The 21,099-nt window shown below is 45.7% G+C and carries 28 protein-coding genes and 1 tRNA gene; 22 read left to right on the forward strand and 7 right to left on the reverse strand.

Translation table 11 applies throughout. From position 1 onward, the window contains the following. Positions 1–203: 203 nt before the first annotated feature. Both QP794_RS19525 and QP794_RS19530 read left to right on the forward strand, forming a co-directional pair. Positions 204–383, forward strand: coding sequence for a CopG family transcriptional regulator (locus QP794_RS19525; RefSeq protein ID WP_079349576.1), 180 nt, complete (start codon positions 204–206; stop codon positions 381–383). A gap of 143 nt (positions 384–526) precedes the next feature. After that, positions 527–820 (forward strand): DUF6809 family protein, encoded by a 294-nt coding sequence (locus QP794_RS19530; protein WP_285078554.1) that lies wholly within the window; start codon positions 527–529, stop codon positions 818–820. 153 nt (positions 821–973) lie between these two features. Here the strand turns inward: QP794_RS19530 and QP794_RS19535 are convergent, their stop codons facing one another. Next, positions 974–1,876: a manganese catalase family protein gene (locus tag QP794_RS19535; protein ID WP_285078555.1), complete on the reverse strand. Its 903-nt coding sequence runs from the start codon at positions 1,874–1,876 to the stop codon at positions 974–976. Between the two features lie 231 nt (positions 1,877–2,107). Here QP794_RS19535 and QP794_RS19540 point away from each other — a divergent pair, with 231 nt between their 5' ends. The 4 genes from QP794_RS19540 (at position 2,108) to QP794_RS19555 (ending at position 3,476) form a co-directional block, all read left to right on the forward strand. Further along, complete coding sequence (locus QP794_RS19540) at positions 2,108–2,401, forward strand: hypothetical protein (protein WP_285078556.1); 294 nt, start codon at positions 2,108–2,110, stop codon at positions 2,399–2,401. 53 nt (positions 2,402–2,454) lie between these two features. After that, positions 2,455–2,775 carry a DUF3889 domain-containing protein gene (locus QP794_RS19545; protein ID WP_285078557.1) on the forward strand — a complete coding sequence of 107 codons (321 nt, stop codon included), beginning with the start codon at positions 2,455–2,457 and terminating at the stop codon, positions 2,773–2,775. 216 nt (positions 2,776–2,991) lie between these two features. Then, a complete protein-coding gene (locus QP794_RS19550) occupies positions 2,992–3,204 on the forward strand; it encodes a hypothetical protein (RefSeq protein ID WP_053784259.1) in 213 nt (70 codons plus the stop codon). Further along, positions 3,198–3,476 carry a hypothetical protein gene (locus QP794_RS19555; RefSeq protein WP_285078558.1) on the forward strand — a complete coding sequence of 93 codons (279 nt, stop codon included), beginning with the start codon at positions 3,198–3,200 and terminating at the stop codon, positions 3,474–3,476. Before QP794_RS19550 ends, QP794_RS19555 begins: the two co-directional genes overlap by 7 nt. 65 nt (positions 3,477–3,541) lie before the next feature. Here QP794_RS19555 and QP794_RS19560 read toward each other — a convergent pair whose 3' ends face one another. From QP794_RS19560 to QP794_RS19570, 3 genes are all read right to left on the reverse strand, one after another. Beyond that, positions 3,542–3,778: a DUF3892 domain-containing protein gene (locus QP794_RS19560; RefSeq protein WP_024631175.1), complete on the reverse strand. Its 237-nt coding sequence runs from the start codon at positions 3,776–3,778 to the stop codon at positions 3,542–3,544. Between the two features lie 111 nt (positions 3,779–3,889). Beyond that, entirely contained in the window at positions 3,890–4,333 is a 444-nt protein-coding gene (locus QP794_RS19565) for a GNAT family N-acetyltransferase (RefSeq protein ID WP_285078707.1), read from the reverse strand. A 236-nt stretch (positions 4,334–4,569) separates the two neighbouring features. Beyond that, the gene (locus tag QP794_RS19570; protein ID WP_285078559.1) at positions 4,570–4,824 is read right to left on the reverse strand and encodes a hypothetical protein; all 255 of its coding nucleotides are present in this window, start codon (positions 4,822–4,824) and stop codon (positions 4,570–4,572) included. A gap of 144 nt (positions 4,825–4,968) precedes the next feature. Between QP794_RS19570 and QP794_RS19575 the strand changes: the two genes are divergently transcribed. Continuing rightward, positions 4,969–5,041, forward strand: a tRNA-Val gene (locus QP794_RS19575). A 127-nt stretch (positions 5,042–5,168) separates the two neighbouring features. Here QP794_RS19575 and QP794_RS19580 read toward each other — a convergent pair. Further along, positions 5,169–5,507 carry a winged helix-turn-helix transcriptional regulator gene (locus QP794_RS19580; RefSeq protein WP_218831771.1) on the reverse strand — a complete coding sequence of 113 codons (339 nt, stop codon included), beginning with the start codon at positions 5,505–5,507 and terminating at the stop codon, positions 5,169–5,171. A 126-nt stretch (positions 5,508–5,633) separates the two neighbouring features. On the opposite strand from QP794_RS19580, the gene QP794_RS19585 reads away from it, so the two are divergent. The 9 genes from QP794_RS19585 (at position 5,634) to QP794_RS19625 (ending at position 11,697) form a co-directional block, all read left to right on the forward strand. Then, positions 5,634–6,830 carry an NADH-dependent flavin oxidoreductase gene (locus tag QP794_RS19585; RefSeq protein WP_285078560.1) on the forward strand — a complete coding sequence of 399 codons (1,197 nt, stop codon included), beginning with the start codon at positions 5,634–5,636 and terminating at the stop codon, positions 6,828–6,830. A 224-nt stretch (positions 6,831–7,054) separates the two neighbouring features. Further along, positions 7,055–7,474 (forward strand): organic hydroperoxide resistance protein, encoded by a 420-nt coding sequence (locus tag QP794_RS19590; RefSeq protein ID WP_024631170.1) that lies wholly within the window; start codon positions 7,055–7,057, stop codon positions 7,472–7,474. 229 nt (positions 7,475–7,703) lie between these two features. Next, positions 7,704–8,264 carry a DUF1541 domain-containing protein gene (locus QP794_RS19595; protein WP_285078561.1) on the forward strand — a complete coding sequence of 187 codons (561 nt, stop codon included), beginning with the start codon at positions 7,704–7,706 and terminating at the stop codon, positions 8,262–8,264. Positions 8,265–8,390: 126 nt separating this feature from the next. Further along, positions 8,391–8,570, forward strand: coding sequence for a hypothetical protein (locus QP794_RS19600; protein WP_024631168.1), 180 nt, complete (start codon positions 8,391–8,393; stop codon positions 8,568–8,570). A gap of 275 nt (positions 8,571–8,845) precedes the next feature. Next, positions 8,846–9,460 (forward strand): TetR/AcrR family transcriptional regulator, encoded by a 615-nt coding sequence (locus QP794_RS19605; RefSeq protein ID WP_285078562.1) that lies wholly within the window; start codon positions 8,846–8,848, stop codon positions 9,458–9,460. A 6-nt stretch (positions 9,461–9,466) separates the two neighbouring features. Beyond that, positions 9,467–10,207 (forward strand): SDR family oxidoreductase, encoded by a 741-nt coding sequence (locus QP794_RS19610; protein WP_285078563.1) that lies wholly within the window; start codon positions 9,467–9,469, stop codon positions 10,205–10,207. 100 nt (positions 10,208–10,307) lie between these two features. Further along, complete coding sequence (locus QP794_RS19615; protein ID WP_285078564.1) at positions 10,308–10,505, forward strand: hypothetical protein; 198 nt, start codon at positions 10,308–10,310, stop codon at positions 10,503–10,505. A 228-nt stretch (positions 10,506–10,733) separates the two neighbouring features. Further along, the gene (locus tag QP794_RS19620; protein WP_285078565.1) at positions 10,734–11,288 is read left to right on the forward strand and encodes a stalk domain-containing protein; all 555 of its coding nucleotides are present in this window, start codon (positions 10,734–10,736) and stop codon (positions 11,286–11,288) included. Positions 11,289–11,385: 97 nt separating this feature from the next. Then, positions 11,386–11,697 carry a DUF1292 domain-containing protein gene (locus QP794_RS19625; protein ID WP_094939065.1) on the forward strand — a complete coding sequence of 104 codons (312 nt, stop codon included), beginning with the start codon at positions 11,386–11,388 and terminating at the stop codon, positions 11,695–11,697. A 240-nt stretch (positions 11,698–11,937) separates the two neighbouring features. Here QP794_RS19625 and QP794_RS19630 read toward each other — a convergent pair whose 3' ends face one another. Continuing rightward, positions 11,938–13,413, reverse strand: coding sequence for an aminotransferase class I/II-fold pyridoxal phosphate-dependent enzyme (locus tag QP794_RS19630; RefSeq protein ID WP_094939068.1), 1,476 nt, complete (start codon positions 13,411–13,413; stop codon positions 11,938–11,940). Positions 13,414–13,711: 298 nt separating this feature from the next. On the opposite strand from QP794_RS19630, the gene QP794_RS19635 reads away from it, so the two are divergent. The 4 genes from QP794_RS19635 (at position 13,712) to QP794_RS19650 (ending at position 18,558) form a co-directional block, all read left to right on the forward strand. After that, positions 13,712–15,004, forward strand: coding sequence for an MFS transporter (locus QP794_RS19635; protein ID WP_285078566.1), 1,293 nt, complete (start codon positions 13,712–13,714; stop codon positions 15,002–15,004). Between the two features lie 343 nt (positions 15,005–15,347). Further along, entirely contained in the window at positions 15,348–15,947 is a 600-nt protein-coding gene (locus QP794_RS19640; RefSeq protein ID WP_024631160.1) for a hypothetical protein, read from the forward strand. Between the two features lie 171 nt (positions 15,948–16,118). Then, positions 16,119–17,528 (forward strand): NADP-dependent phosphogluconate dehydrogenase, encoded by a 1,410-nt coding sequence (gndA, locus tag QP794_RS19645; RefSeq protein WP_079349566.1) that lies wholly within the window; start codon positions 16,119–16,121, stop codon positions 17,526–17,528. 520 nt (positions 17,529–18,048) lie between these two features. Next, on the forward strand, positions 18,049–18,558 hold the full coding sequence (locus QP794_RS19650) for a shikimate kinase (protein ID WP_024631158.1): 510 nt from the start codon (positions 18,049–18,051) through the stop codon (positions 18,556–18,558). A gap of 184 nt (positions 18,559–18,742) precedes the next feature. Here the strand turns inward: QP794_RS19650 and QP794_RS19655 are convergent, their stop codons facing one another. Next, positions 18,743–19,048, reverse strand: a complete 306-nt coding sequence (locus QP794_RS19655; RefSeq protein ID WP_024631157.1) for a rhodanese-like domain-containing protein — start codon at positions 19,046–19,048, stop codon at positions 18,743–18,745. 164 nt (positions 19,049–19,212) lie between these two features. Between QP794_RS19655 and aroA the strand changes: the two genes are divergently transcribed. Next, complete coding sequence (gene aroA, locus QP794_RS19660; RefSeq protein ID WP_285078567.1) at positions 19,213–20,508, forward strand: 3-phosphoshikimate 1-carboxyvinyltransferase; 1,296 nt, start codon at positions 19,213–19,215, stop codon at positions 20,506–20,508. 36 nt (positions 20,509–20,544) lie between these two features. After that, positions 20,545–20,979: a CoA-binding protein gene (locus QP794_RS19665; RefSeq protein ID WP_024631155.1), complete on the forward strand. Its 435-nt coding sequence runs from the start codon at positions 20,545–20,547 to the stop codon at positions 20,977–20,979. The last annotated feature ends 120 nt before the right edge of the window (positions 20,980–21,099 follow it).

Consider the following 21,099-nt stretch of genomic DNA (forward strand, 5'->3'; position numbering starts at 1 on the left):
TTAACAACCTTGAACGGCTTAATGCCTTTCAGGGTTGTTTTTTGTCAAGCATATAACTTGAGTAATATTTTTCTGAGTTGAACTGAGATCCATTTGTGTTTAATTTGGAAACCACAAAAAACGAACGTATGTTTTACAATTGAATTGACTTTTTGTTGCTACAATAATATATTTATTATGGACACAAAAAGTGGGGTGAAGCGATGTCGTCCAAAAAGATGGGGCGTCCACTATCTGACAATCCCAAAAGTGAATTAATTCGAGTACGTGCCGATCAGGCCATTCTGAGTAAGCTTGATGCTTGCACCGAAAAGCTGAACACCACTCGCTCGGATGTTATTCGTAAAGGGATTGAAAAGGTGTACGACGAACTCCAAAAATAAAAAAAGAAAGCAGCGTTCGTCCCACGAAGAACAGCGCTGCTTCCTATCCCGCAATCACTAAGAATGAGCTGACTGCATAAATATCCTACCATGTGCAGAAGGCTCATTCAAGTCGATGCGATTACATTCCTAGGAGGATGCACATGAATTCGATATTGGAAGCACTTTATAACGGGCGACTTCGCCCGGATGAGACGATGATGCCAACTCATCCTGAATATCAATTATTAGGCCGACAAATTGCAACTATGACAGAACAATGGAAAAATCGATTGAGCGAGGAAGAATTCCGTGAGCTTGAACAGTTGTTTGACTTGTGTGGTCAATGTGATGGTATGCATAGCGAAGCTGCATTTGTTCAGGGGTTTCGACTGGGAGCCAACATGCTGATTGAAGTGATGAGCCGACGTGAAGAGTCAGTTCTGGCGACTTCATAGGCTTCTGAGTGAACATGAGTTAAGTTTTACTTCAAATATGCACATATAAAAACAAGCCCTCGATCCTGCCACCAAAGCAGCAAAATCCGAGGGCTTTATCTATTTTTCATGCCATATCAACAACAACTAATACATCCACTACATAACGCTACCTTAATCCGCAATATTCCCCGCCATCTTCAGACGACGTGCAATTTCCTTGAAGTCTTCGTGCGAAATGCCTGGGGCGAATTCTTCTTCCACCGCAGGAGCTTCGGGGATCGGGAACCCTTCAGGTACGCCTTGAATGACTTCCAGGGGTTGTCCATCTTCGGGGTGTGTGCCTTTCCAGATCTGACTGATCGCAGTAAAGTCTTTATCACTATAGGTATACAGCTTGGTGTGTAGGCCTTTTTCTTCGTATTTCCACGCTTCGTTAAAGGATTTATTGCTCAGGGATGGAATCGGCACCAATTTGGTTACATTTACTCCGGTTGCAATCTCAAGCGCCTTGGCATAAGCAACCACATGCACACCGCCGCGTACCAGCAGGTAACCAACTACCGCCCGGGCTGCAGGGTGATCGGTCATTTCGTAAACTTTCATCTTATGAGTACGTGCTCCGCATTCGAGGAAAAAGTTATGCAGCAGATCTTCGACCAGATTGCCACTGTTGAAGACATGTGCGCCTGTCCATGGATTGCCCATGGAGTCGAAAGGCATGGCTCCCTGTGCACCAGCCAGGAAATGATAGGACAGACGAGTATCCTTCACGGAACCAAGCGGTGTATCGTCAGGCTCTTTGTACTCGGTTGAACCTCTGAGGCATTTGTTAATGCCATGAGACACAAGTTCCACATGCCCCAATTCTTCGGCGGTGATACTCATCACCAGGTCGTAGAAGGGTTTCAATTTTTCCTTGGAGCGAAAATTAAACGATTGATAGAGGTAGTTGTTCAACGTTGACATCTCTCCGAATTTACCACCCAGCAATTCTTGGATCGCTGCCGCTGCATTCGGGTCTGGTTTCTCGACATTTGGGATTTCAATTGCGATTTCATCCATACGTTTGAACATTCGGGTGTAACCTCCTCAAAATGATTGTTCAGAATAATGAAGTGATGCCGTCAAGGCCTATTACACGTATATTCACTATGCTAAACCCATAATTATGCAAATGAGGCTTTAGACGTATACTATGGAGTCTACATTTGTTATTTCCAATCTCATGTTATTTATGTACAATCAGGACGAATGAAGTATATCTGGTTGTGATGATGTTATTTAAATGAAGGAGAAACAGGAGAAATGCACAAACGTTGGTTTATGGTGGGATGGAGTGTTCTATTATTTGTAGTTTTGGGCTGTAGTGATGTCACGGCATATGCAGAGGCTCCGATCGAGTTGGATCAGCAAACACGAGATGCGCTTATAGAAAAATACGGTTTGGAAAAGCCGGAAGATCCATCAACGCGAAATCTGTTATCGGAGGGTGAATGGGGGATCAGCTTCAGTTCTCCAATCGAACGGTATAAGATGGCGATAAGTACAGTTCAAACGCTCCAGCAACCGGTTACGATTATCCTTCGTTTACTGGTGTAAAATAAACTTCTACAGGGCAGGCTAACGTAAACGTTGCCCAAGGAGTGAATGATATGAGAATGCTCATTGTTGCACTGATGACGGTGGTACTAAGTTTAAGTGGACTAACAACAAGTTCAGCAACCGCGATCCCTGACTATGCGAAGTGGGGAATCATTGCAGTGAAGGAAACGCAAACCAAGTACAATGTGGACATTTTGGATTACAAACATATCGGCCGCACCTCGCTTACAGCAGACCAATCCCGTGAACAGTTCAAGTTATGGGTACGTAATAAAGAGGGCAAACAATTTGCTGTATATGTGAATGTAGATTTTAATCCGTCTACCCAGCAGCTGAAAAAAGTAGAATTCACGGAATCAGATCGAAGATGAGGTCGATGAGGTCGATGAGGTCGTATAACAGTAGCGCGAAAGGTATAAAAGATTGATTGCTTGCTTAGCAAGCTGGATAAGAACCAGACTTCCCTATAAAAAGGGGGGAGTCTGGTTTTTTGATTTCAATAAAATCCTTTTTTTAGTTGTTGAATAAAGAACTTATGTTCGCATATAATAATAAAACAAACACATGTTCTTATTGGAGGGATGATTATGCTAGGGAAATATATTGGTCAGATGGTGGAACTCGTCTACATGGATCGTGCAGGGCATATTACACAGCGGCAGATTCGAATCAACAGTGTACGAGGAGGGATGATCAGAGCATCCGCAGGAAAAGAAGGGGCCCCCCGAACGTTTCTGGAACAAGGTATTCTGGCATGGCGTCCCGTTCTCCATAAGGAAGGGAAGGAAGAAATATGCTGAATGATTTTGAGCGCAAAATTTTGCGTATTATTGTTAATTATGCAGGGCAGCGTCGCCGAGTGCCTCGAATGGATGAGCTGGAGAATAAGACAGGAAGAAGCAAGGCGTTCATTCACGAGTCATTGCTGGAGCTTGAGCGCAGGCAGCATATTGTGTGGGAGAACAAGTCTACACTGGAAGGTATATTAATTCTGCAGGCATGGGAGGAATCACAGCCCATTCGCAAAAGCCAGCCTGCTGGCGATGCCGTGAAATATTTTACCGAATATTAAAACGAAAGAAAAAACGCCAACCCGGAAAGCCGGATTGGCGCCTTGTTAAGCAGCAAGCATCTATTTTAGAAAATTGGAAGTTGATCAAGGTTATTGGTCGGGTCGCCGTCTGCGTCACCACGAATGTACATTTCGCCATCTCTGCCTTTAAAGACGTTCACACCTGCAATTGATCCTGCTTTGACTTCCGCCAGTGCCTGTTGGTAATCCAGCACACGTCCAGATGAAGTTTGAAACGCCGTCAGATCGCCGTCACCATTTTTTTGTACTGCTGTGAAGCTTTCGCGTGTCGTTTGATCCATGAAGTCACACTCTCCTTTATCTGACCAAATAGGAATCTGGTTTCCTCTTTAGCATGTCCGGAACAAAAAAAAGTATGCACAACATGGCTTCATATTGCACTAAAAGGATAGTTACAGGCTCTTTTGCATACGAACGTGCAGAATGTCTGCATCATAAAAAGGCTCTTCCGAGATCACTTCATATCCGAGCTTTTCATAGAACTTTTGCGCCTGACATTGGGCATCCAAAATGGAGTAAACCAATCCCAATTCGCGAGCTCGTTCTTCCATGGCTAACAGAAGTACACGACCATAGCCGAATGCACGATGAGATTGGAGCACAGCGATCCGCTGCATTTTGGCAGTATCCTTGGTGTAATAGATCAGACGCCCTGTGGCTACAGCCTGTCCATCCGTACTCAACAATACGTGATGCACATCAGGACTGATGATATCATATTGATCAATCTCAATGTCAGCAGGCACCTGCTGCTCGATCACAAAAACATGATTGCGAATCTCCAGCGCTTTCTGGAGTTGTTCTTCAGTCGTTACATAACTAATCTCAGCTGCCAATTCCATTCCTTCTTTCTGCTCTACGCTATCAGTCTGAATTATACAAAAAAATGCTTTTCCTGTATAGTTAAGTCTGGAACATACTGGGAGATGAGGTGCTAACCATGGGCATGGCAGGAGTGATGGCAATCACACTTTTGATGTCGGCCGGAATGATAGCTTTATTGTATTATGTGACCAAGAAGGCTTACTCCAAAAAGTGGGACGAAGACGAGTGAAATGCGATATCATGTTCCTCAGGGTAAGACTTCAACATTGCCTTGTGGAGAGTAAACATCATGCACAACAGACTTGGAATACACATCCAGCCAGACAGGCAGATCATCGTTAACCTCATTGGGCTCCTTTAATTGTTGGAATTGTACCGTATGTTCATCCCGCTCTAAACTGCAACCGACAGCAGCGCTGATTAGTACAACAAGCACAAGTAAACAGATTAAGTTTTTGGCAGTTAAATATAAACGTATTTTGCGTTCTCTATTGTTTCTCAACTGGAAGTCACCTCGTCATCGAAATGGTAATCATTCCTTTATTGTGCACCAATACGGATAAAATATTACCAATTAAACGATTGACAATGAACACGGTTACTTGGTATGATACTGTTACTTGATTGGAAAACAATTAAATATCATGATCTGTTAGCTCAGCTGGGAGAGCACTATCTTGACAGGGTAGGGGTCAGTGGTTCGAGCCCACTACAGATCATAACAAAAAGTCCTTGCGCAGCAAGGGCTTTTTTCTTTTTGTCTGGTTTATGAATAGGCATTATGGAAGTCTTGGGGGACAATTGGGGGAGAAAAGTAAAAGAAATACATCCTTCACTGCAGTACGTTCACTGAGTTTTCTGCAAATCAGCAAGATTCTGTCTTCCCCAATTGCAGAGAACTTCCAGTACAGGCATCAGCGTTAAACCTTCACAAGACAAAGAATATTCTACTTTTGGTGGTAATTGTGGGTACTCTTTACGGATAATTAATCGATCTGACTCTAATTCTTTCAGTTGAGAGCTTAGCATTTTATGCGTAATGCCTCCCAACGCTCTTTTTAATTCTCCATAACGTAATGTTTTATTTTTCCACAGCCAAAACAAGATATGCATTTTCCATTTTCCGCCGATCATCGACATGGCATGTGAAAATGGTTTAACGTTTACTTCCTCCATCATTCCCATATTCACTCTCCTTTTAGATAGTATCTATCTTTTAAGTGCATACTATACTCGTGTTTCACCCTACTATACAATAACTCATGAAACAGAGACAAGGGTGAACAAGCCTGAAAGAAGGAGAGAATATATATGGAAAAAAGTAATCGTAATTTCTTACAGCCTTATACATTTGCGAATGGTTTTACGTTGAAAAATAGAGTGGTTATGGCGCCGATGACAACGATGTCCAGTTTCTTCGATGGTTCAATCACCAATGATGAAGTTGATTATTATGCAGAACGTGCTGGTGGCCCTGGTATGATCATTACGGGTGTTGCGTATGTAACTGATGGAGGAAAAGGCTTCGAAGGTGAGCTTTCCATCGCAAGCGATTCTACAATTAAAGGACTTTCCAAAATTGCAAGAGCTATTCAGAAGGACGGAACCAAAGCGATTGCACAAATCTTTCATGCAGGACGTAAAACGAATTCCAAAACGCTAAGAGGTGTTCAACCCACCAGTGCGAGCGCAATCGCTTCCGTACATCCAACAGGCTCGGAGACGCCGCGCGAGCTGACTTCCGAAGAAATCGAAAGCATTATCAAAGACTTCGGCAGAGCAACCTTACGCGCGATTCATGCCGGTTTTGACGGGGTAGAGCTTCACGGGGCGAACACGTATCTTTTGCAACAATTTTTCTCCGTGAATTCCAATCAACGGACGGATCAATGGGGCGGCAGCTTTGAGAATCGCATGCGATTTCCGCTGGCGGTCATACATGAGGTCGCATCGATTATCGATGCCCATGCGGATAAACCCTTTATTCTCGGTTACCGGATTTCACCGGAAGAAATTCATATGCCGGGCATCCAACTCGAAGACTCCTTGGCTTTTGCCCAAGCGCTGACAGACACTCGGGTTGATTACATTCATCTGTCGATGGGCAGCTACAAACGAACATCCTTAAATCAACCTGAGGACAAGGAGCCGATCTTAGCCAAATTCGTCCGGGTTTTGGACAATAAGAAGCCTCTGATTGGCATTGGATCGATTGAACGGCCAGAAGATGCGGAAGAAGTCATCCATGCCGGGGCAACCTTGGCTGCACTCGGCCGGGAATTGATTCGCGAGCCAAAATGGGTGCAGAAGGTGGAAGCAGGAGACCTTGCCAGCATTCGCTATCAAATATCTCCATATGATATGGATGAATTGCGCATTCCATTGGCGATGCAGACTTATCTGGAGGGCTCGTTCCGGGAGGTCATGCACTTCACCACCGACGGTCAGGTGGATAATGACTACCAGAATTCGCTTGCGCCGATGGAGGGTTTCGAGAAGAAGATGTAATGGATCGAATATATAAATAGGTGAATTCAACTTTTGGATAAGTAACAGACATTTATCTATTAAGAAGCAACCATTTCCTTGTATTACACGAGGGGGTGGTTTTTTTTAATTTTACAATAATGATTTACAAACACAATTAAATTGTGTACAATTTAATTGTTAGCTAAACAAAAAGAACATCATCATCACAAAATAAATCAAAACATACAGAGGAGCCAAACCAAATGAAAACATTATATGAAACGACAGTAATCAATACAGGTGGACGTCAAGGAATTGTACAATCGCCAGATAACGTATTTATGCTTGATGTCGCTGCCCCACCTGAGCTGGGAGGCAAAGTAACGACAGCTACGAATCCAGAGCAATTGTTTGCAGCAGGCTACAGTGCTTGCTTTAATTCCGCGCTGGAGTTTCAGTTGAAGAAACACAAAGTCGAAATTGAGAAAAGTACGGTATCTGCAACGGTTATGCTTGTGACGGACCCTACGGATAATGGTGTGAAGCTGGAAGTGGAACTTGAAGTTAAAATTGAGGGGCTGGACGAGGAGACTGCACAGAAGTTTGTCAAACTTGCTCATGACTACTGTCCGTACTCCAAAGGCATCAAAGGAAATGTTAATGTTTCCGTGGAACTGGCATAATTACTGCGTTGGTCATATTGGAAGGTCGAAGTAATGCGTAAACTACATGATTGCATTTTGTTGTTCATTCTAAGCCTCCGAGAAATCGGGGGTTTTTCGTATTATGTTACTCTCTGGTCAATGTCTCGGGGCACTAGGGAAATAAATGATAGAACTCAATTTTGATTGAAATATACCCATATGGGGTATATTATAGACGTAGAATTAAAAACCTAAAGGAGTGCAACTCATGAAAAAGTATGCAATGTTATTACTGACTACGGTGATTACGGGCAGTCTGATGTTAAGTGGATGTGGCAAGAATGCTGAGCAGGACAATAACAGTAGTGACAGTCATACAGCGAGCACAGGCGAGATGCACCACTCCGAATCAGGGGAGTTACCGGAAGGAATTCACGTAAAGAGCAACCCTACATATCCAGTAGGCAGCCAAGCCATAATGAGCGCGGACCATATGCCAGGAATGAAAGGTGCAGAAGCGAAAATTGTGGGGGCTTATGAGACGACGGCGTATGCAGTCTCGTACACACCAACCACAGGTGGAGATCCAGTGGAAAATCATAAATGGGTTATTCAAGAGGAAATTCAGGACCATACAGATCAACCGTATGCAGCAGGAACAGAGGTTGTGCTGAACGCTGATCATATGCCAGGAATGAAAGGCGCTAAAGCCATAATTGACTCGGCAGAGCAAACCACGGTATATATGGTTGATTATACACCAACTACAGGTGGAGATCCGGTGAAGAATCATAAATGGGTCACGGAAGAAGAATTGTCTGCAAAATAAAAGAGTTTCAATAGATACTAGCGTAGCTCGTTTATATCTTCTTTTTTGAGAATTAACAAATTTTCATTCAATTATGGGTTATAATGGAATGAGAATAAACCAAAGCTGCTGGAAAGGAGAATGCATATGATGGACTTCAGCAAGCCACCTCATGCCTCCGAGTCACATACACACAAACAGCGTCATGAAGAAAAGGAACAACAGCTTTTAGCCGGAGGGAAAAGCATTTGGTGGGAAATCAGTAACTGGCTGATTCTCGGTGGCATACTCGCGGTGATCTTCGTATTGTTTAAGTACGTTTTCTAGTAAAGAATAATCGTTGAATTTAATCTAATAATGTATGTATGAATAGTTCAATACTCAAAACTCCATCCTTAAAATGGAGCATATATACAATCATGTAGGAGAAATTAAAACGTTGTAAAAGGGCCATATTAAATGGGCTCTTTTTTCTTTTATGGATAAAATGACATCTCAAGCCCATAACAAATGACAAAAATAAATATTTGTCATTTGTTATGGGCTATGTTAATCTAATTTCAACGGAGGTGACTTGAGGATGGTGTAACCATCTTATTCATATGGAAAAGGATAAAACTTCTGAATTTTTAACCAAAATACAAATCATCGCAGCAACGCAGGAAACGCTCAGACGTTTCGGTGTTGCCAAGACATCTGTTACGGATGTCGCCAAATTGCTCGGGGTCAGTCACGGAACCATTTACAGGCACTATAAAAGCAAGAAAGAATTACTTGAAGGCGTGACTGCACAATGGCTCGAAGATGAGATTATCGCGCCTTTGACAGCAATAACTAAGGATCAGAGTTATAGCGGAGAGGGAATACGTCATCTTAAAGTATATATAGAAGCATTAATTCATCGTAAACGTCATTATGCCGAATCCGATGCAGAGTTGTTTGAGATGTACGCACGGGTGACACAGGAATCGGCAGAGATCATCGATAAACATGTGCAGCATCTTATACGTCATTTGAGTGAGATCATCCAGCAGGAGAACCAGTTCAAAATCAACAATCCAGATGTGGTTGCAACGGCGATTCTTCAAGCTACAGCTCGTTTTCATCATCCGGCACACGCCTATGAGTGGCTAAGCCCTACCATTGATGCGGAATTTGCACAGGTATGGTTGTTGTTAGAAAAAGGATTATTACATTTGGATCAAGAGGGGGAGTAATCGTAAATGAAAAAGCTAACAGGTAAAGTGGCCATTGTAACAGGCTCATCCCGGGGCATAGGACGTGCCATTGCGGAGCAGCTCGCTGAATTGGGAGCGGATGTCGTCATCAACTATGCGAGCAGTCCCGACAAAGCAGAACAAGTGGCGGACATTGCTCGCCAAAAAGGAGTACGTGCCATTACCGTTCAGGCTGACCTTGCCCGGAAGGATGATGTGGAGCGTTTATTTTCCCAAACGATGAGTGAGCTCGGTAAAGTTGATATTCTCATCAACAATGCAGGTATTATGAAGACGACGCCTTTAGCGGATGTAACAGAGGAAGAATTCGATCAGCAGTTTGCAATCAATGTGAAAGGTACGTTCTTTGCCTGCCAGCAAGCGCTGAAACATATGGAGGACCAAGGACGAATTGTTAACTTCTCCACCTCTGTAACGGGACAGATGTTTCCGGGGTACAGCGTGTATGCAGGAACCAAAGGAGCAGTAGAACAGATCACCCGTCAGCTTGCCAAAGAATTTGGTTCAAGACAAATCACCATCAATGCCGTTGCACCAGGCCCGGTGAATACCGAATTGTTTTCTGTTGGCAAGACGGAGCAACAGCTTGAAGGCATGCGTAAAATGAATGCCTTTGGTCGTCTGGGTGAGCCGGAAGACATCGCAAATGTGATCTCTTTCCTCGTCAGTGCAGAGTCTCAGTGGGTTACAGGACAGACGTTGCGTGCAAACGGTGGCTTCATTTAACGATTTCATGCACGAAGTTTATTCCTTTTGACACACAACCGGGCGAATTCCCATATGATGCATTACATCAGCAAGCAATTGGGGAAATGGGGAATCCGGGATGGCAAAAGCAAAGGTAAAAAAGGCTCCCGTGTTAAAGAGTGACAAACTTCGTGTATCGATGAAGTTGGTTACTTCGGATGTATGTGAGCGTTGCAAGACCCCCTGTACACGAGGAATGGATTATGCAGCACGGATGCGAACGGATGGAGCTGTAGGCAAGGGTGTACCTTGTATATTGACTCGTCATACTTCGTAGTTCCAGCAGTATAATAAGGGACTCACAAGAAGTTCGTATAATTACGCATTGTCAACAACTATACTATAGAGGCACCCTTTAATAGGGAACGCCTCTTTTTGATCGTTCCAAGGGGTGGAAAATATTCTGGATAAAAAATGAAAAATGATGAAAAACAGCGCAACTTTGTGGCTGAATCTGCAGTATAAATGTACAACAGCTAGCAGCAGGGGAGGGAATATTGACGGAATGAAATGGAAAAGAATTTTGCTGTGTGTCACGGTATTCTCCTTGCTCGGCGGGTCTTTATTGTTTGCAGATTCAGTGAACGAGAAGATTCGGGTTCTCATAAACGGCAAGGAAGCAGCTGACGGTGGTTATCTCATTGACGGAACGACCTATGTACCTGTAAGGGAAGCGGGAGGAATCGCCAGATGGGATAGCACAAACAAGAGAGTAACGGTTATCAAACCGAATGTACATATTTTTCTCTTCAAGGGAGATACTGTGTTTGGCAACGTAAACGTGGGTAAGCTGAAATTTAATGTGTTCTCACAAGTCGACAGTTTGACAACAGATATAGCTGCCGTGAAGGTGACGATTACCAATCCAAGTGGTGATGTTAAGGATATACAGTCCCAGGAGCTTAAGACCCAGAAGGATAACTTCTGGTTCCGAACGTACGATTTTACGTATGACTTCAGCCGGGCTGGCAAGTACCAAGTCGGTTTTTATATTAAAGAAAATGCAAACAGTAATTATGTGCTGGCAGCTGAGAAAATGATTACCGCGCTGAACGAATGAAGCAAAAATAACGTTGTCGGTTAAATTGACCTGGCCCTATGAACATGTTACGATATGCAAGGTTACACAATATCTATTTATAAAGCGAGGTATTTCAATGAGCGATCACACACATGAACACGGCGATGCCTGCGGTCACGACCACGACCACGACCACGAGCATGAAGAAGTTCTTCTGACACTGACAGACGAGAACGGAAATGACGTGGAGATGGTTTTGGTGGAGACGTTTGACGTGGAGAAGCATGTTTATGCGCTCCTGCTGGAACGTAACAATCCTGAAGCTGACGGCATCATTCTGCGTATGGAAGAAGAAGACGAGGAAATGGTGCTCTACAATATTGAAGACGAAGAAGAGTGGACCCGTGTTGAAGCGGCGTACAACGAACTCGTTGCAAGCCAAGAATAGTCATCCTTTTGGAATAAAGCAAGAAGGCTCCTTGATCACAGGGGGCCTTTTGTTTGCTTTTTATTAGGCTTAAATGCTGCTTTTTCTTGCGAGAGGGACAGTGGAATAGGTGGAAAAATGCAAACAATACAGCGATCATAAGCCCATGGCAGTTCAATCTTCTTGGAGAAAAAAATAAAAAGGACCAAGCATCCTGCTTGGTCCGTAGAGATCGATTAACCCCATGTAGAAATGGCTGTTTTAGAAAATGGCATCTGCTTCCACAATGACTTTCACGTTGGTTACGCTGCGGTCCTCGGGTCCTTTTACAGGAAGTCCCACTTCAACATGATCAATGATGTAATCGATGTTTTCCTGAGTGATAACCTCACCTGGCAGCAGAATCGGAATTCCTGGTGGATAGACATAGATGAATTCCGAAATAATCCGGCCCGCGGATTCCTTGAATGGAATGACTTCGGTATCACCGTAGAACGCATCACGTGGAGTCAGCATCAACTGTGGTACATCAGGTACCTTGACTACCAGCTCATGGGCTGGATTCACTTGATAATACGTACGGGATAGATCTTGCAGGGCGTTCAGCAAGATTTCTATGGAATCATCCGTATCTCCAGGCGTGATGAGGCACAGAATATTATACATATCACTGAGCTCCACCTCGATTTTGTAATGCTCACGTAGCCAGTTCTCTGTTTCGTAGCCTGTAATGCCCAGGTGGCGAACATGAATGGTTACTTTAGTTGGGTCGTAATTAAAGGTAGCCTCTGTGCCCAGCAGCTCTCTGCCGAAGCAATACAGTCCGTCCATATCATTAATGGAGCGTCTTGCAAACTCAGCCAGATCAATGGCTTTCTGTGCCATCTGATGGCCATTCAGAGCCAGATTACGTCTCGACGTGTCGAGCGAAGCCAGCAGGATGTAAGAAGTCGACGTTGAAGTCAACATACTCAGAATGGTTTGAACACGTTGTGGATTCACATATCCATTCTTGGTGTTCAGATTGAGTACAGAACTCTGTGTCATCGAACCACCCAGCTTGTGCACACTCGTTGCAGCCATATCAGCCCCGGCGGCCATGGCAGAGAGCGGCAGATCTTCATGGAAATGAATGAGTACGCCATGCGCTTCATCCACAAGTACTGGGACCTGATAGCTATGCGCCAGTTCTACAATTTCTTTCAGATCGGTACATACGCCGAAGTACGTTGGGTTAATGACGAGCAAGGCCTTGGCATCAGGATGACGCTCAAGGGCACGTCGGATCGCGCCTGTAGTAACACCGTGATCAATCCCCAGATTGGCATCCTGCGCAGGAGAGACGAACACGGGTTTCGCTCCTGAGAAAATAATGGCAGACATGACCGATTTATGCACATTACGGGGCACAATAATCTTGTCACCCGGCTCACATACCGACAGAATCATGGTCATGATGGCACTGCTTGTGCCCTGTACACTAAAATAGGTATAATCGGCTCCGAAGGCATCGGCTGCCAAAATCTGCGCTTCCTCAATGACACCGGTTGGCTGATGCAAATCATCTAGCGGAGCGATGTTAATCAAATCTATGGAGAGGGCATTATCGCCGATAAATTCACGAAATTCGGTATCCGTTCCCAATCCTTTTTTATGTCCCGGAATATGAAATTGCACCGGATTGAGTGCCGCGTGATTTTTTAAAGCGGTAAACAGCGGCGTACGGCGGTGATCCATCAGTGCTGTCACAACCTTTCCTAATTATAATTTGTAAGAAAAACGTCTTTCGACGTAAATTCTATGAAGACAGACCGCATGTAGCGGAAGTTTTTCTTGCGATCACGGATGGATTTAGTTCAGCTTCGCTGAGAACTTATCATTTTGTAATCTTAAACAAATTTGAGTATAGCAAATTAAGAACCGAATGCAAGCAGTATTGCTTGACAATTTTTCGAATTGCTGAGATTTGGACACATCCCCGAGGGTTACAGTAAGCATAGGAGATGGGGAAGCAAGCATCGAAAGGGGAAAAAGAATGCAAACTAATACAAAACCAGCCAAAATCTTGCGATCACCTTTTTTTATCGCTATGTGGCTAACGCTTTTTCTAGTTGAAATTATCAAGGGTGCCTTGCTGGTCGCTGTATTGCCCGTGTATATGGACAATATTCTGGGCCTGTCCGCTGGCGTGATTGGTGTGGCCTTTGCCCTTCAATATTTGGGTGATAATCTGTTCCGGGCTCCCTCTGGCTGGGCAGCAGAACGAATCGGGTTCCGTGCCACGATGGTAACGGCCCTAATTTGTACATTAGTCGCTGTAATCATGATTATCTTTTTCAAAAGTGCATTTGGACTTGCCATGGCTTGTCTCATTCTTGGAATTGGTACGTCCCCCCTTTGGCCGTGTGCCATGACAGGTGTGACGGCGATGTCGGGGCCGCAGAACAAGAACGGTACAGCTATGGGTGCGCTGGAGATGGCGGCTCTTGGAGGGACCGGACTTGGTCCAATCGGTATGAACTGGCTGCTGGAACGGACGCATCACGATTATCGCACCATTTTCCTGGTATTGATGGGTGTTGCCATTATGGTCATTCTGGTCGCGCTGATTTTGCCCGGACGTGTCGTTGTTGAGGGAGAGCATGCGGAAGGTGAGAGTAAGCGGGCGGATATGAAATATCCGGCTAAACCGAACTTGCTTACGCCTTTCATTCGACTCAAAAAGAGCGTCCAGGGCACACTGCAACGGGTACGTAGTACTCTGAATGTGAATCCGCTTGTATATCCTGCACTGTTTATGCAGTCCTTTGTAATTGGTCTGCTCAGTCCGGTGATCACGCTGTACACACGCACAGACCTGCATATCTCACCCAACCTGTACAGCCTGTTGCTGATAGCAGGGGGTGGGATTACGGTTATTGCACTGCTGCCTGTAGGGAAAATGGTAGACCGGTTTGGAACAGCACCATTCCTGAACATCGGTTTTTTGATGGCAGCAGCAAGTCTGTTTGCTTTTTCTTCCATTACGTCTATTCCTGTGGTGTTCGGCGTCGTTATGTTGGTAGGTGTCAGCTATGCGATGATTCTTCCGGCTTGGAATGCGTTTGTAGCCACATTGATTCCTCAGGGAGAACGCGGAGCGATCTGGGGGTTCTTCCTGACCCTTCAGGGGTCAGGCATGGTCGTAGGGCCGATTGTATCCGGACTGCTGTGGGATCACATTAGTCATCCGGCTCCATTTATCGGAAGTGCTGTCGTTATGACTGGACTTGCTGTTGTGCACTATGTGTTATCCCGTAAACCGTATCGTACGGCCCCTGCCAAATGATGCGATTGAAGTCCGGAGGATGAGTTGATAAGAAAAGGGAGTTCCAACGACCGTACAGGTTGTGGAACTCCCTTTTTGTGTAGATAATGCATCCATTCGGCTAATGACCAGAAGGTAATTCTGCCCGTGTATACCTTCATTTCGCGTCCATCATAGCATGAAAATCGGGGGCTTGCCCCTGTGCAACTGCGGAAAGCTGCGATCCCTCAGATCAATCGGTGAAAAATAGTCAAATAACCAAGTACCCTTACATAAAATGAAGTATAAAATAGGGTAAGCCGATTGAGTAGAAGCGATTGAAGAAGATGGCCGGAGCATCTCCGGTACAGATGGAGGGAGTGCCGTGAATAAGAGTTATGAAGTTGAATATTGCAATCTGGAGCTGCGGTTCAACCGTCGGCATATCCAAAATTTGATCAAAGACCTTATTCGTGAGGGGTATTCACTATATTGGAGCGAGGACGAATCCTTTTTTATTCTGTCAGTCCGCACCGGACGCAAGCTGGTAAAGCTCCGTTTTCAACAGACGCGCAGTGGGAATTACAAGATGACGGGAGATTATATTATCAAGGATGCAAAGCTTGCGGAATGGTTGGAGAAGCTGATTGGGGATACGCGCGGGCATGCCGTTGTGAAACGGTTTAAGGATCAGCAGATGACCGTGGAGAACATTTTGTTTGGTGAAGTCATCCGTCTCGTTGAAGTGTCCGGGTTCAAACAGCGCGTTATTTTTCAAAAGGAACCTGCGCCGACGGCGGAAGAAATGGAAGAGATGTTCCTCTCGCGCGAAGGGGAAGAGCGCCTCCTGCTGCTGCGTATGGAAGTGGACGATGAACTGGAGCGTCTGCATGCCGCTATTCAGATGGATAATATCGAAAAAGCAGATGCCTGTCGTAAAGTCCTAAAGCAGTTGTCAGGGCATATGTTGATGCTGGAAGGCTGACATTTAACGCTGTATTTATGAAAATACGATGAACACCTCAGGCAATTGGGGTGTTTTCTCGCTGTGCGACCATGGTCCGGGGTTCACTTCTATGCGTAAAACCGTTAAAATGAGGGTATTGTTGAGAGTACATTTCAATAAAATTAATTGGAGCAAAGGATGGAGGACCAGATGGCGAAACAACAGATCGGTGTCATTGGACTTGCAGTAATGGGCAAAAATTTGGCCCTTAACATTGAAAGCAGAGGTTTCTCGGTATCGGTATTTAACCGTTCCCCGGAGAAAACCAACGATCTTCTGAAAGAAGCCGAAGGTAAAAACCTGACAGGCACATTCTCCATTGAAGAGTTTGTGGCATCCCTGGAATCCCCGCGCAAAATCCTGATCATGGTACAAGCCGGTTACGCAACCGATGCAACCATTGAGCAACTGCTTCCTCATTTGGATGAGGGCGACATCATCATTGATGGCGGTAACGCCTATTTCCCTGACACTCAACGTCGCAGCAAAGAGCTGGAAGACAAAGGCATTCGCTTCATCGGTACAGGCGTATCCGGTGGGGAAGAAGGCGCGTTGAAAGGCCCGGCAATCATGCCAGGTGGACAAGAGAGTGCGTACAAGCTGGTTGAACCAATCCTGACAGCCATTTCGGCCAAAGTCGGTGACGATCCTTGTTGTACATATATCGGACCAGACGGTGCCGGACACTATGTGAAAATGGTGCACAACGGTATCGAATACGGAGACATGCAGTTGATTGGTGAAGCGTACCACCTGCTCAAATCCGTGTTGAATGTGTCCGTTGAGGAGCTTCATGCCATCTTTACAGAATGGAATCAGGGAGAGCTGGACAGCTACCTGATCGAAATCACGGCAGACATCTTCTCCAAATACGATCCGGAAACGGGTAAACCAATGGTTGATGTCATTCTGGATGCAGCCGGACAAAAAGGAACAGGCAAATGGACAAGCCAAAGCGCACTGGATCTGGGCGTACCTCTGTCCATGATTACGGAATCCGTATTCTCCCGCTTCCTGTCTGCGATGAAAGACGAGCGTGTGGCAGCGAGCAAAATCCTGAACGGACCTGCGGTTGAAGCATTCTCCGGTGACAAAAAAGCGTTCATCGAGAATGTGCGCAAAGCGCTGTTTGCAAGTAAAATCGTATCCTACGCACAAGGCTTTGCCCAAATGCGCGCTGCTTCGGACGAGTACGGCTGGGATCTGAAGTACGGCAACATCGCGATGATCTTCCGTGGTGGCTGCATCATCCGTTCGCAGTTCCTGCAAAACATTAAAGAAGCGTATGACAAGGATGCAGCACTGAAAAACCTGCTTCTGGACCCATACTTCCAAAACATTGTTGAATCCTACCAAGGTGCATGGCGTGAAGTTGTAGCTGCTGCAGTAACTCAAGGGGTTCCAGTTCCTGGATTCTCCAGTGCATTGTCCTACTACGATAGTTATCGCACAGAGCGTTTGCCTGCAAACCTGTTGCAAGCACAACGTGACTACTTCGGTGCACATACGTTCAAACGTCTGGACAAAGAAGGCAGCTTCCACCACAACTGGATGGAATAGTAATGTATAAACGCAAGTCCGTGAGTTTGGCTAAAGCGTCCTGAATCAGGAGCCTTGGCTGGAAGAAAGGCATGGACGAACGCTTGGAAAAGGGGACTTGGAGAGTCGGTTCATACCGATGAACTCCAGGTCTCTTTTTTAACCGCATGTGTAAGCTGGTCCTACATCTTACGAACTCGAGAAGCTCTATCTCGTGGATATGAGCCTTTTCTATTCTCTAACGAACTCAGAAGGTCCTATTTAGATCATTTGGAGCGAAATTTCGCTGTTTTGAGGGTGTTTTAGAAAAATAAGTTTTCTGAGATTCGTTACAATTTTATAATCGCCTAAAATTCAGAAATAAGCTCATCTGAGTTCGTTAGAAATCTATGGAGTAAATGGACATGCTTAGAGATACCTTAGAAGTGCTTGTGGCTACTGGAGGGGAGTCGTTAGTAGGATAGCCTTCCCCAGTCCGCAGGGCTGTGTTATGATAGGACAAAAGTGCTCACGAATTGCTTGAATTAAAGGAGTGTACACCTTGAGCAAGTCTAATAATATTATTCTCATCGGCATGATGGGAACTGGCAAATCAACCGTCGCTGATATGCTCGCTCGAGAGCTGGGCTACCGACTGATTGATGTGGACGCTGCGGTGGAGAAAGAGGAAGGCTGTACGATTCCTGAATTGTTCACAGGCAAGGGAGAGACGTATTTCCGCGATGCCGAAAGCCGTATGCTGTGCTCGGTGCTGGAGAAGAAGTCGCAGGTGATTGCAACCGGAGGCGGTGTCGTTCTGCGTTCGGATAACTGTGATGTCATGTCGAAGAACGGCTGGGTGGTTGCCCTGACTGCCGATCCGGCAGTGATTGTAGAACGTGTCAGCGGCTGTGAAAATCGTCCGCTCTTGGCAGGCAATGCGGAGGAACGCATTCAGACCATTATGCAGGAACGGAAGGACGCATATCGGTTTGCGCATTACACGGTGGATACAACCGAGTTATCCGCTTCTGAAGTGACTCGTTTAATTTTAGCGCATTACCGCGTCTAAGCTTGTAATTGTTTTTATGCCGAAGGATGTTAGTGGTGAACGGGGTCGTGTAATTCTGGCGGATAGATGTGAAAAACGGGCCGATTGGCCCGTTTGACTGACTGTAAGGATCAGAATGTACAGGGCTTATGATGAACTGCTGATTGCAGCTATCCTAACCCCTATATTCCGATCCTGATGCTTTTTAGTCTTCCTGCTGCCATTGCAGCATGCCGCCAACCATATTGGTGCAGCCATCATATCCGAGCTGCTGCAAATACTCACAGGCACGCTCGCTGCGGTAACCGCTGCGGCAGATCAGAACAATCTCACCGGACTTTTGAATTTCAGACAGTCTGTCCGGAATCTGTCCGAGTGGGATGTGTTTGGCTCCCTCGATCATGCCTTGTGCGACTTCATCGTCCTCACGGACGTCTATCATCTGCAGCTTCTCTCCCGCCTGCAAACGGCGGCGCAGCTCAGAAGGTTCAATTTCAGCAATTTGTGTCATATTCAGGTCCTCTTTTCTGTATGGACTTAACGCCTATAATGATACCCAAGCGATGTATGGAATGTCAATTTGGCAGTATAGCATCACCACATGTATCCTGAACCAAATACGCAGCAGGATCATCTAACGAAGCACATTATAATCAATGAAGGAGAATTTCATCCATGGACGTTATCGTTAAACCGACCCCATCCCTGAACGGGGAAATTGGAGCTTTGTCTTCCAAAAACTACACTACACGCTACCTGCTTGCTGCCGCATTGGCAGATGGCACGAGTACGATCCATTACCCGGCCCATAGTGAAGATAGTGACGCAATGCGCAGATGTATTCGTGATCTTGGAGCAGTCCTTGAAGAAGATGACAGCAAAATCGTCATCAAGGGCTTTGGCAGCCATCCACGGGATGTGCGTGAATTGAATGTAGGCAATGCGGGTGCAGTGCTCCGTTTCCTGATGGGAGTAACTGCACTTTGTCCTGAGGTTACGTTTGTGAATACGTACCCGGATTCTCTTGGCAAACGCCCGCATGATGACCTGATCGATGCACTTGGTCAGCTTGGTGTTGACGTACAGCACGAACAAGGGCGCTTGCCGATCACGATCAAAGGGGGTCAGGCCAAGGGAGGACATATCCGGGTATCCGGTTCGGTCAGCTCCCAGTACTTGAGCGCATTACTGTTTGTAACGCCTCTTCTGGCCGAAGACAGCACCATTGAAGTATTGAACGACCTGAAATCCAAAGTGGTCATTGGTCAGACGCTGGAAGTACTGGAACAGGCGGGCATCGTCATTCATGCGAGTGATGATTACATGTCCTTCCGCGTACCTGGCGGTCAAGCCTATAAACCACAAACATATACGGTTCAAGGAGACTACCCGGGGTCAGCAGCGGTTCTCGCGGCCGCGGCTGTTACCCAATCGGATGTTAAAATTTTGCGATTGATGGAACAGAGCAAACAGGGTGAACGTGCCATTGTTGACGTTCTGCGCATGATGGAAGTGCCGTTGACGCACGAGAACGATGTGGTACACGTTCAAGGTAACGGTAGATTGAAAGCCGTGGAATTCGACGGAGATGCCGCGACAGACGCGGTTTTGGCAATGGTAGCGGCAGCTGTGTTTGCGGAAGGCACCTCACGGTTCTATAATGTAGAGAACTTACGTTACAAGGAATGTGACCGAATTACGGATTATTTGAACGAACTGCGGAAAGCAGGAGCCAACGTTGAGGAACGCCAAGCCGAAATTATCGTACATGGTCGTCCGGAAGGCGTTGAAGGCGGCGTTGAGATTAATGCTCACTACGATCATCGCGTAATTATGGCACTGACCGTTGTCGGTCTGCGTTCCAAAGAACCGCTTCGTATTCGGGATGCACACCATGTAGCGAAGTCTTATCCGCAATATTTTGATCATTTGCAGGCGCTTGGCGCCTCGGTTCAATGGGTAAAAGAGTAAAATAACACGTTAAGCAGAAAAGGATGGTGCTTGAACATGGAATTTAACAACCCTACTCGTGAAGAAATTGGACAAATTTTGCGCAAGGCAGGCAACATCGCAGTCGTCGGCTTATCGGACAAATCAGATCGTACTTCCTATATGGTAGCGGAAGCCATGCAAAGCAGAGGGTATCGCATCATCCCGGTTAATCCACAGGTACAAGGTGAGATTCTCGGTGAGACCGTATATGCAACTCTTGCGGATATCCCTGAGCCAGTCGATATCGTGAACGTATTCCGCCGCGATGAATATTGCGCGGATGTCGCTCGTGAAGCTGCCGCGATCAAAGCAAATGTATTGTGGCTTCAGCTTGGTATCCACAGTGATGAGGCCGTACAGATTGCTGCTGAGAACGGCATGACAGCAGTGACGAATCGTTGTATCAAGGTGGAAGATTCCATCGTTCTGCGCGGAGCTGGACGCGGTTAAATCTCGATCAAGCAAAAATCCCGTCAACGTTGACGGGATTTTTTCTGTTGAATAATTGAAACACAGAATATAGTTTACAAAAGAGGGTCGCATAAAGTTAAATCCAAGCGGTAACCAAAT

Source organism: Paenibacillus sp. UMB7766-LJ446, assembly GCF_030226665.1.
Taxonomy (GTDB): Bacteria; Bacillota; Bacilli; order Paenibacillales; family Paenibacillaceae; genus Paenibacillus; species Paenibacillus vandeheii.

Coding starts and splice junctions, on each gene's coding strand:
- QP794_RS19525 (WP_079349576.1), top strand. CDS start 204: ATGTCGTCCAAAAAGATGGGGCGTCCACTATCTGACAATCCCAAAAGT.
- QP794_RS19530 (WP_285078554.1), top strand. CDS start 527: ATGAATTCGATATTGGAAGCACTTTATAACGGGCGACTTCGCCCGGAT.
- QP794_RS19535 (WP_285078555.1), bottom strand. CDS start 1,876: ATGTTCAAACGTATGGATGAAATCGCAATTGAAATCCCAAATGTCGAG.
- QP794_RS19540 (WP_285078556.1), top strand. CDS start 2,108: ATGCACAAACGTTGGTTTATGGTGGGATGGAGTGTTCTATTATTTGTA.
- QP794_RS19545 (WP_285078557.1), top strand. CDS start 2,455: ATGAGAATGCTCATTGTTGCACTGATGACGGTGGTACTAAGTTTAAGT.
- QP794_RS19550 (WP_053784259.1), top strand. CDS start 2,992: ATGCTAGGGAAATATATTGGTCAGATGGTGGAACTCGTCTACATGGAT.
- QP794_RS19555 (WP_285078558.1), top strand. CDS start 3,198: ATGCTGAATGATTTTGAGCGCAAAATTTTGCGTATTATTGTTAATTAT.
- QP794_RS19560 (WP_024631175.1), bottom strand. CDS start 3,778: ATGGATCAAACGACACGCGAAAGCTTCACAGCAGTACAAAAAAATGGT.
- QP794_RS19580 (WP_218831771.1), bottom strand. CDS start 5,507: ATGGGAATGATGGAGGAAGTAAACGTTAAACCATTTTCACATGCCATG.
- QP794_RS19585 (WP_285078560.1), top strand. CDS start 5,634: ATGGAAAAAAGTAATCGTAATTTCTTACAGCCTTATACATTTGCGAAT.
- QP794_RS19590 (WP_024631170.1), top strand. CDS start 7,055: ATGAAAACATTATATGAAACGACAGTAATCAATACAGGTGGACGTCAA.
- QP794_RS19595 (WP_285078561.1), top strand. CDS start 7,704: ATGAAAAAGTATGCAATGTTATTACTGACTACGGTGATTACGGGCAGT.
- QP794_RS19600 (WP_024631168.1), top strand. CDS start 8,391: ATGATGGACTTCAGCAAGCCACCTCATGCCTCCGAGTCACATACACAC.
- QP794_RS19605 (WP_285078562.1), top strand. CDS start 8,846: ATGGAAAAGGATAAAACTTCTGAATTTTTAACCAAAATACAAATCATC.
- QP794_RS19610 (WP_285078563.1), top strand. CDS start 9,467: ATGAAAAAGCTAACAGGTAAAGTGGCCATTGTAACAGGCTCATCCCGG.
- QP794_RS19615 (WP_285078564.1), top strand. CDS start 10,308: ATGGCAAAAGCAAAGGTAAAAAAGGCTCCCGTGTTAAAGAGTGACAAA.
- QP794_RS19620 (WP_285078565.1), top strand. CDS start 10,734: ATGAAATGGAAAAGAATTTTGCTGTGTGTCACGGTATTCTCCTTGCTC.
- QP794_RS19625 (WP_094939065.1), top strand. CDS start 11,386: ATGAGCGATCACACACATGAACACGGCGATGCCTGCGGTCACGACCAC.
- QP794_RS19630 (WP_094939068.1), bottom strand. CDS start 13,413: ATGGATCACCGCCGTACGCCGCTGTTTACCGCTTTAAAAAATCACGCG.
- QP794_RS19635 (WP_285078566.1), top strand. CDS start 13,712: ATGCAAACTAATACAAAACCAGCCAAAATCTTGCGATCACCTTTTTTT.
- gndA (WP_079349566.1), top strand. CDS start 16,119: ATGGCGAAACAACAGATCGGTGTCATTGGACTTGCAGTAATGGGCAAA.
- QP794_RS19655 (WP_024631157.1), bottom strand. CDS start 19,048: ATGACACAAATTGCTGAAATTGAACCTTCTGAGCTGCGCCGCCGTTTG.
- aroA (WP_285078567.1), top strand. CDS start 19,213: ATGGACGTTATCGTTAAACCGACCCCATCCCTGAACGGGGAAATTGGA.
- QP794_RS19665 (WP_024631155.1), top strand. CDS start 20,545: ATGGAATTTAACAACCCTACTCGTGAAGAAATTGGACAAATTTTGCGC.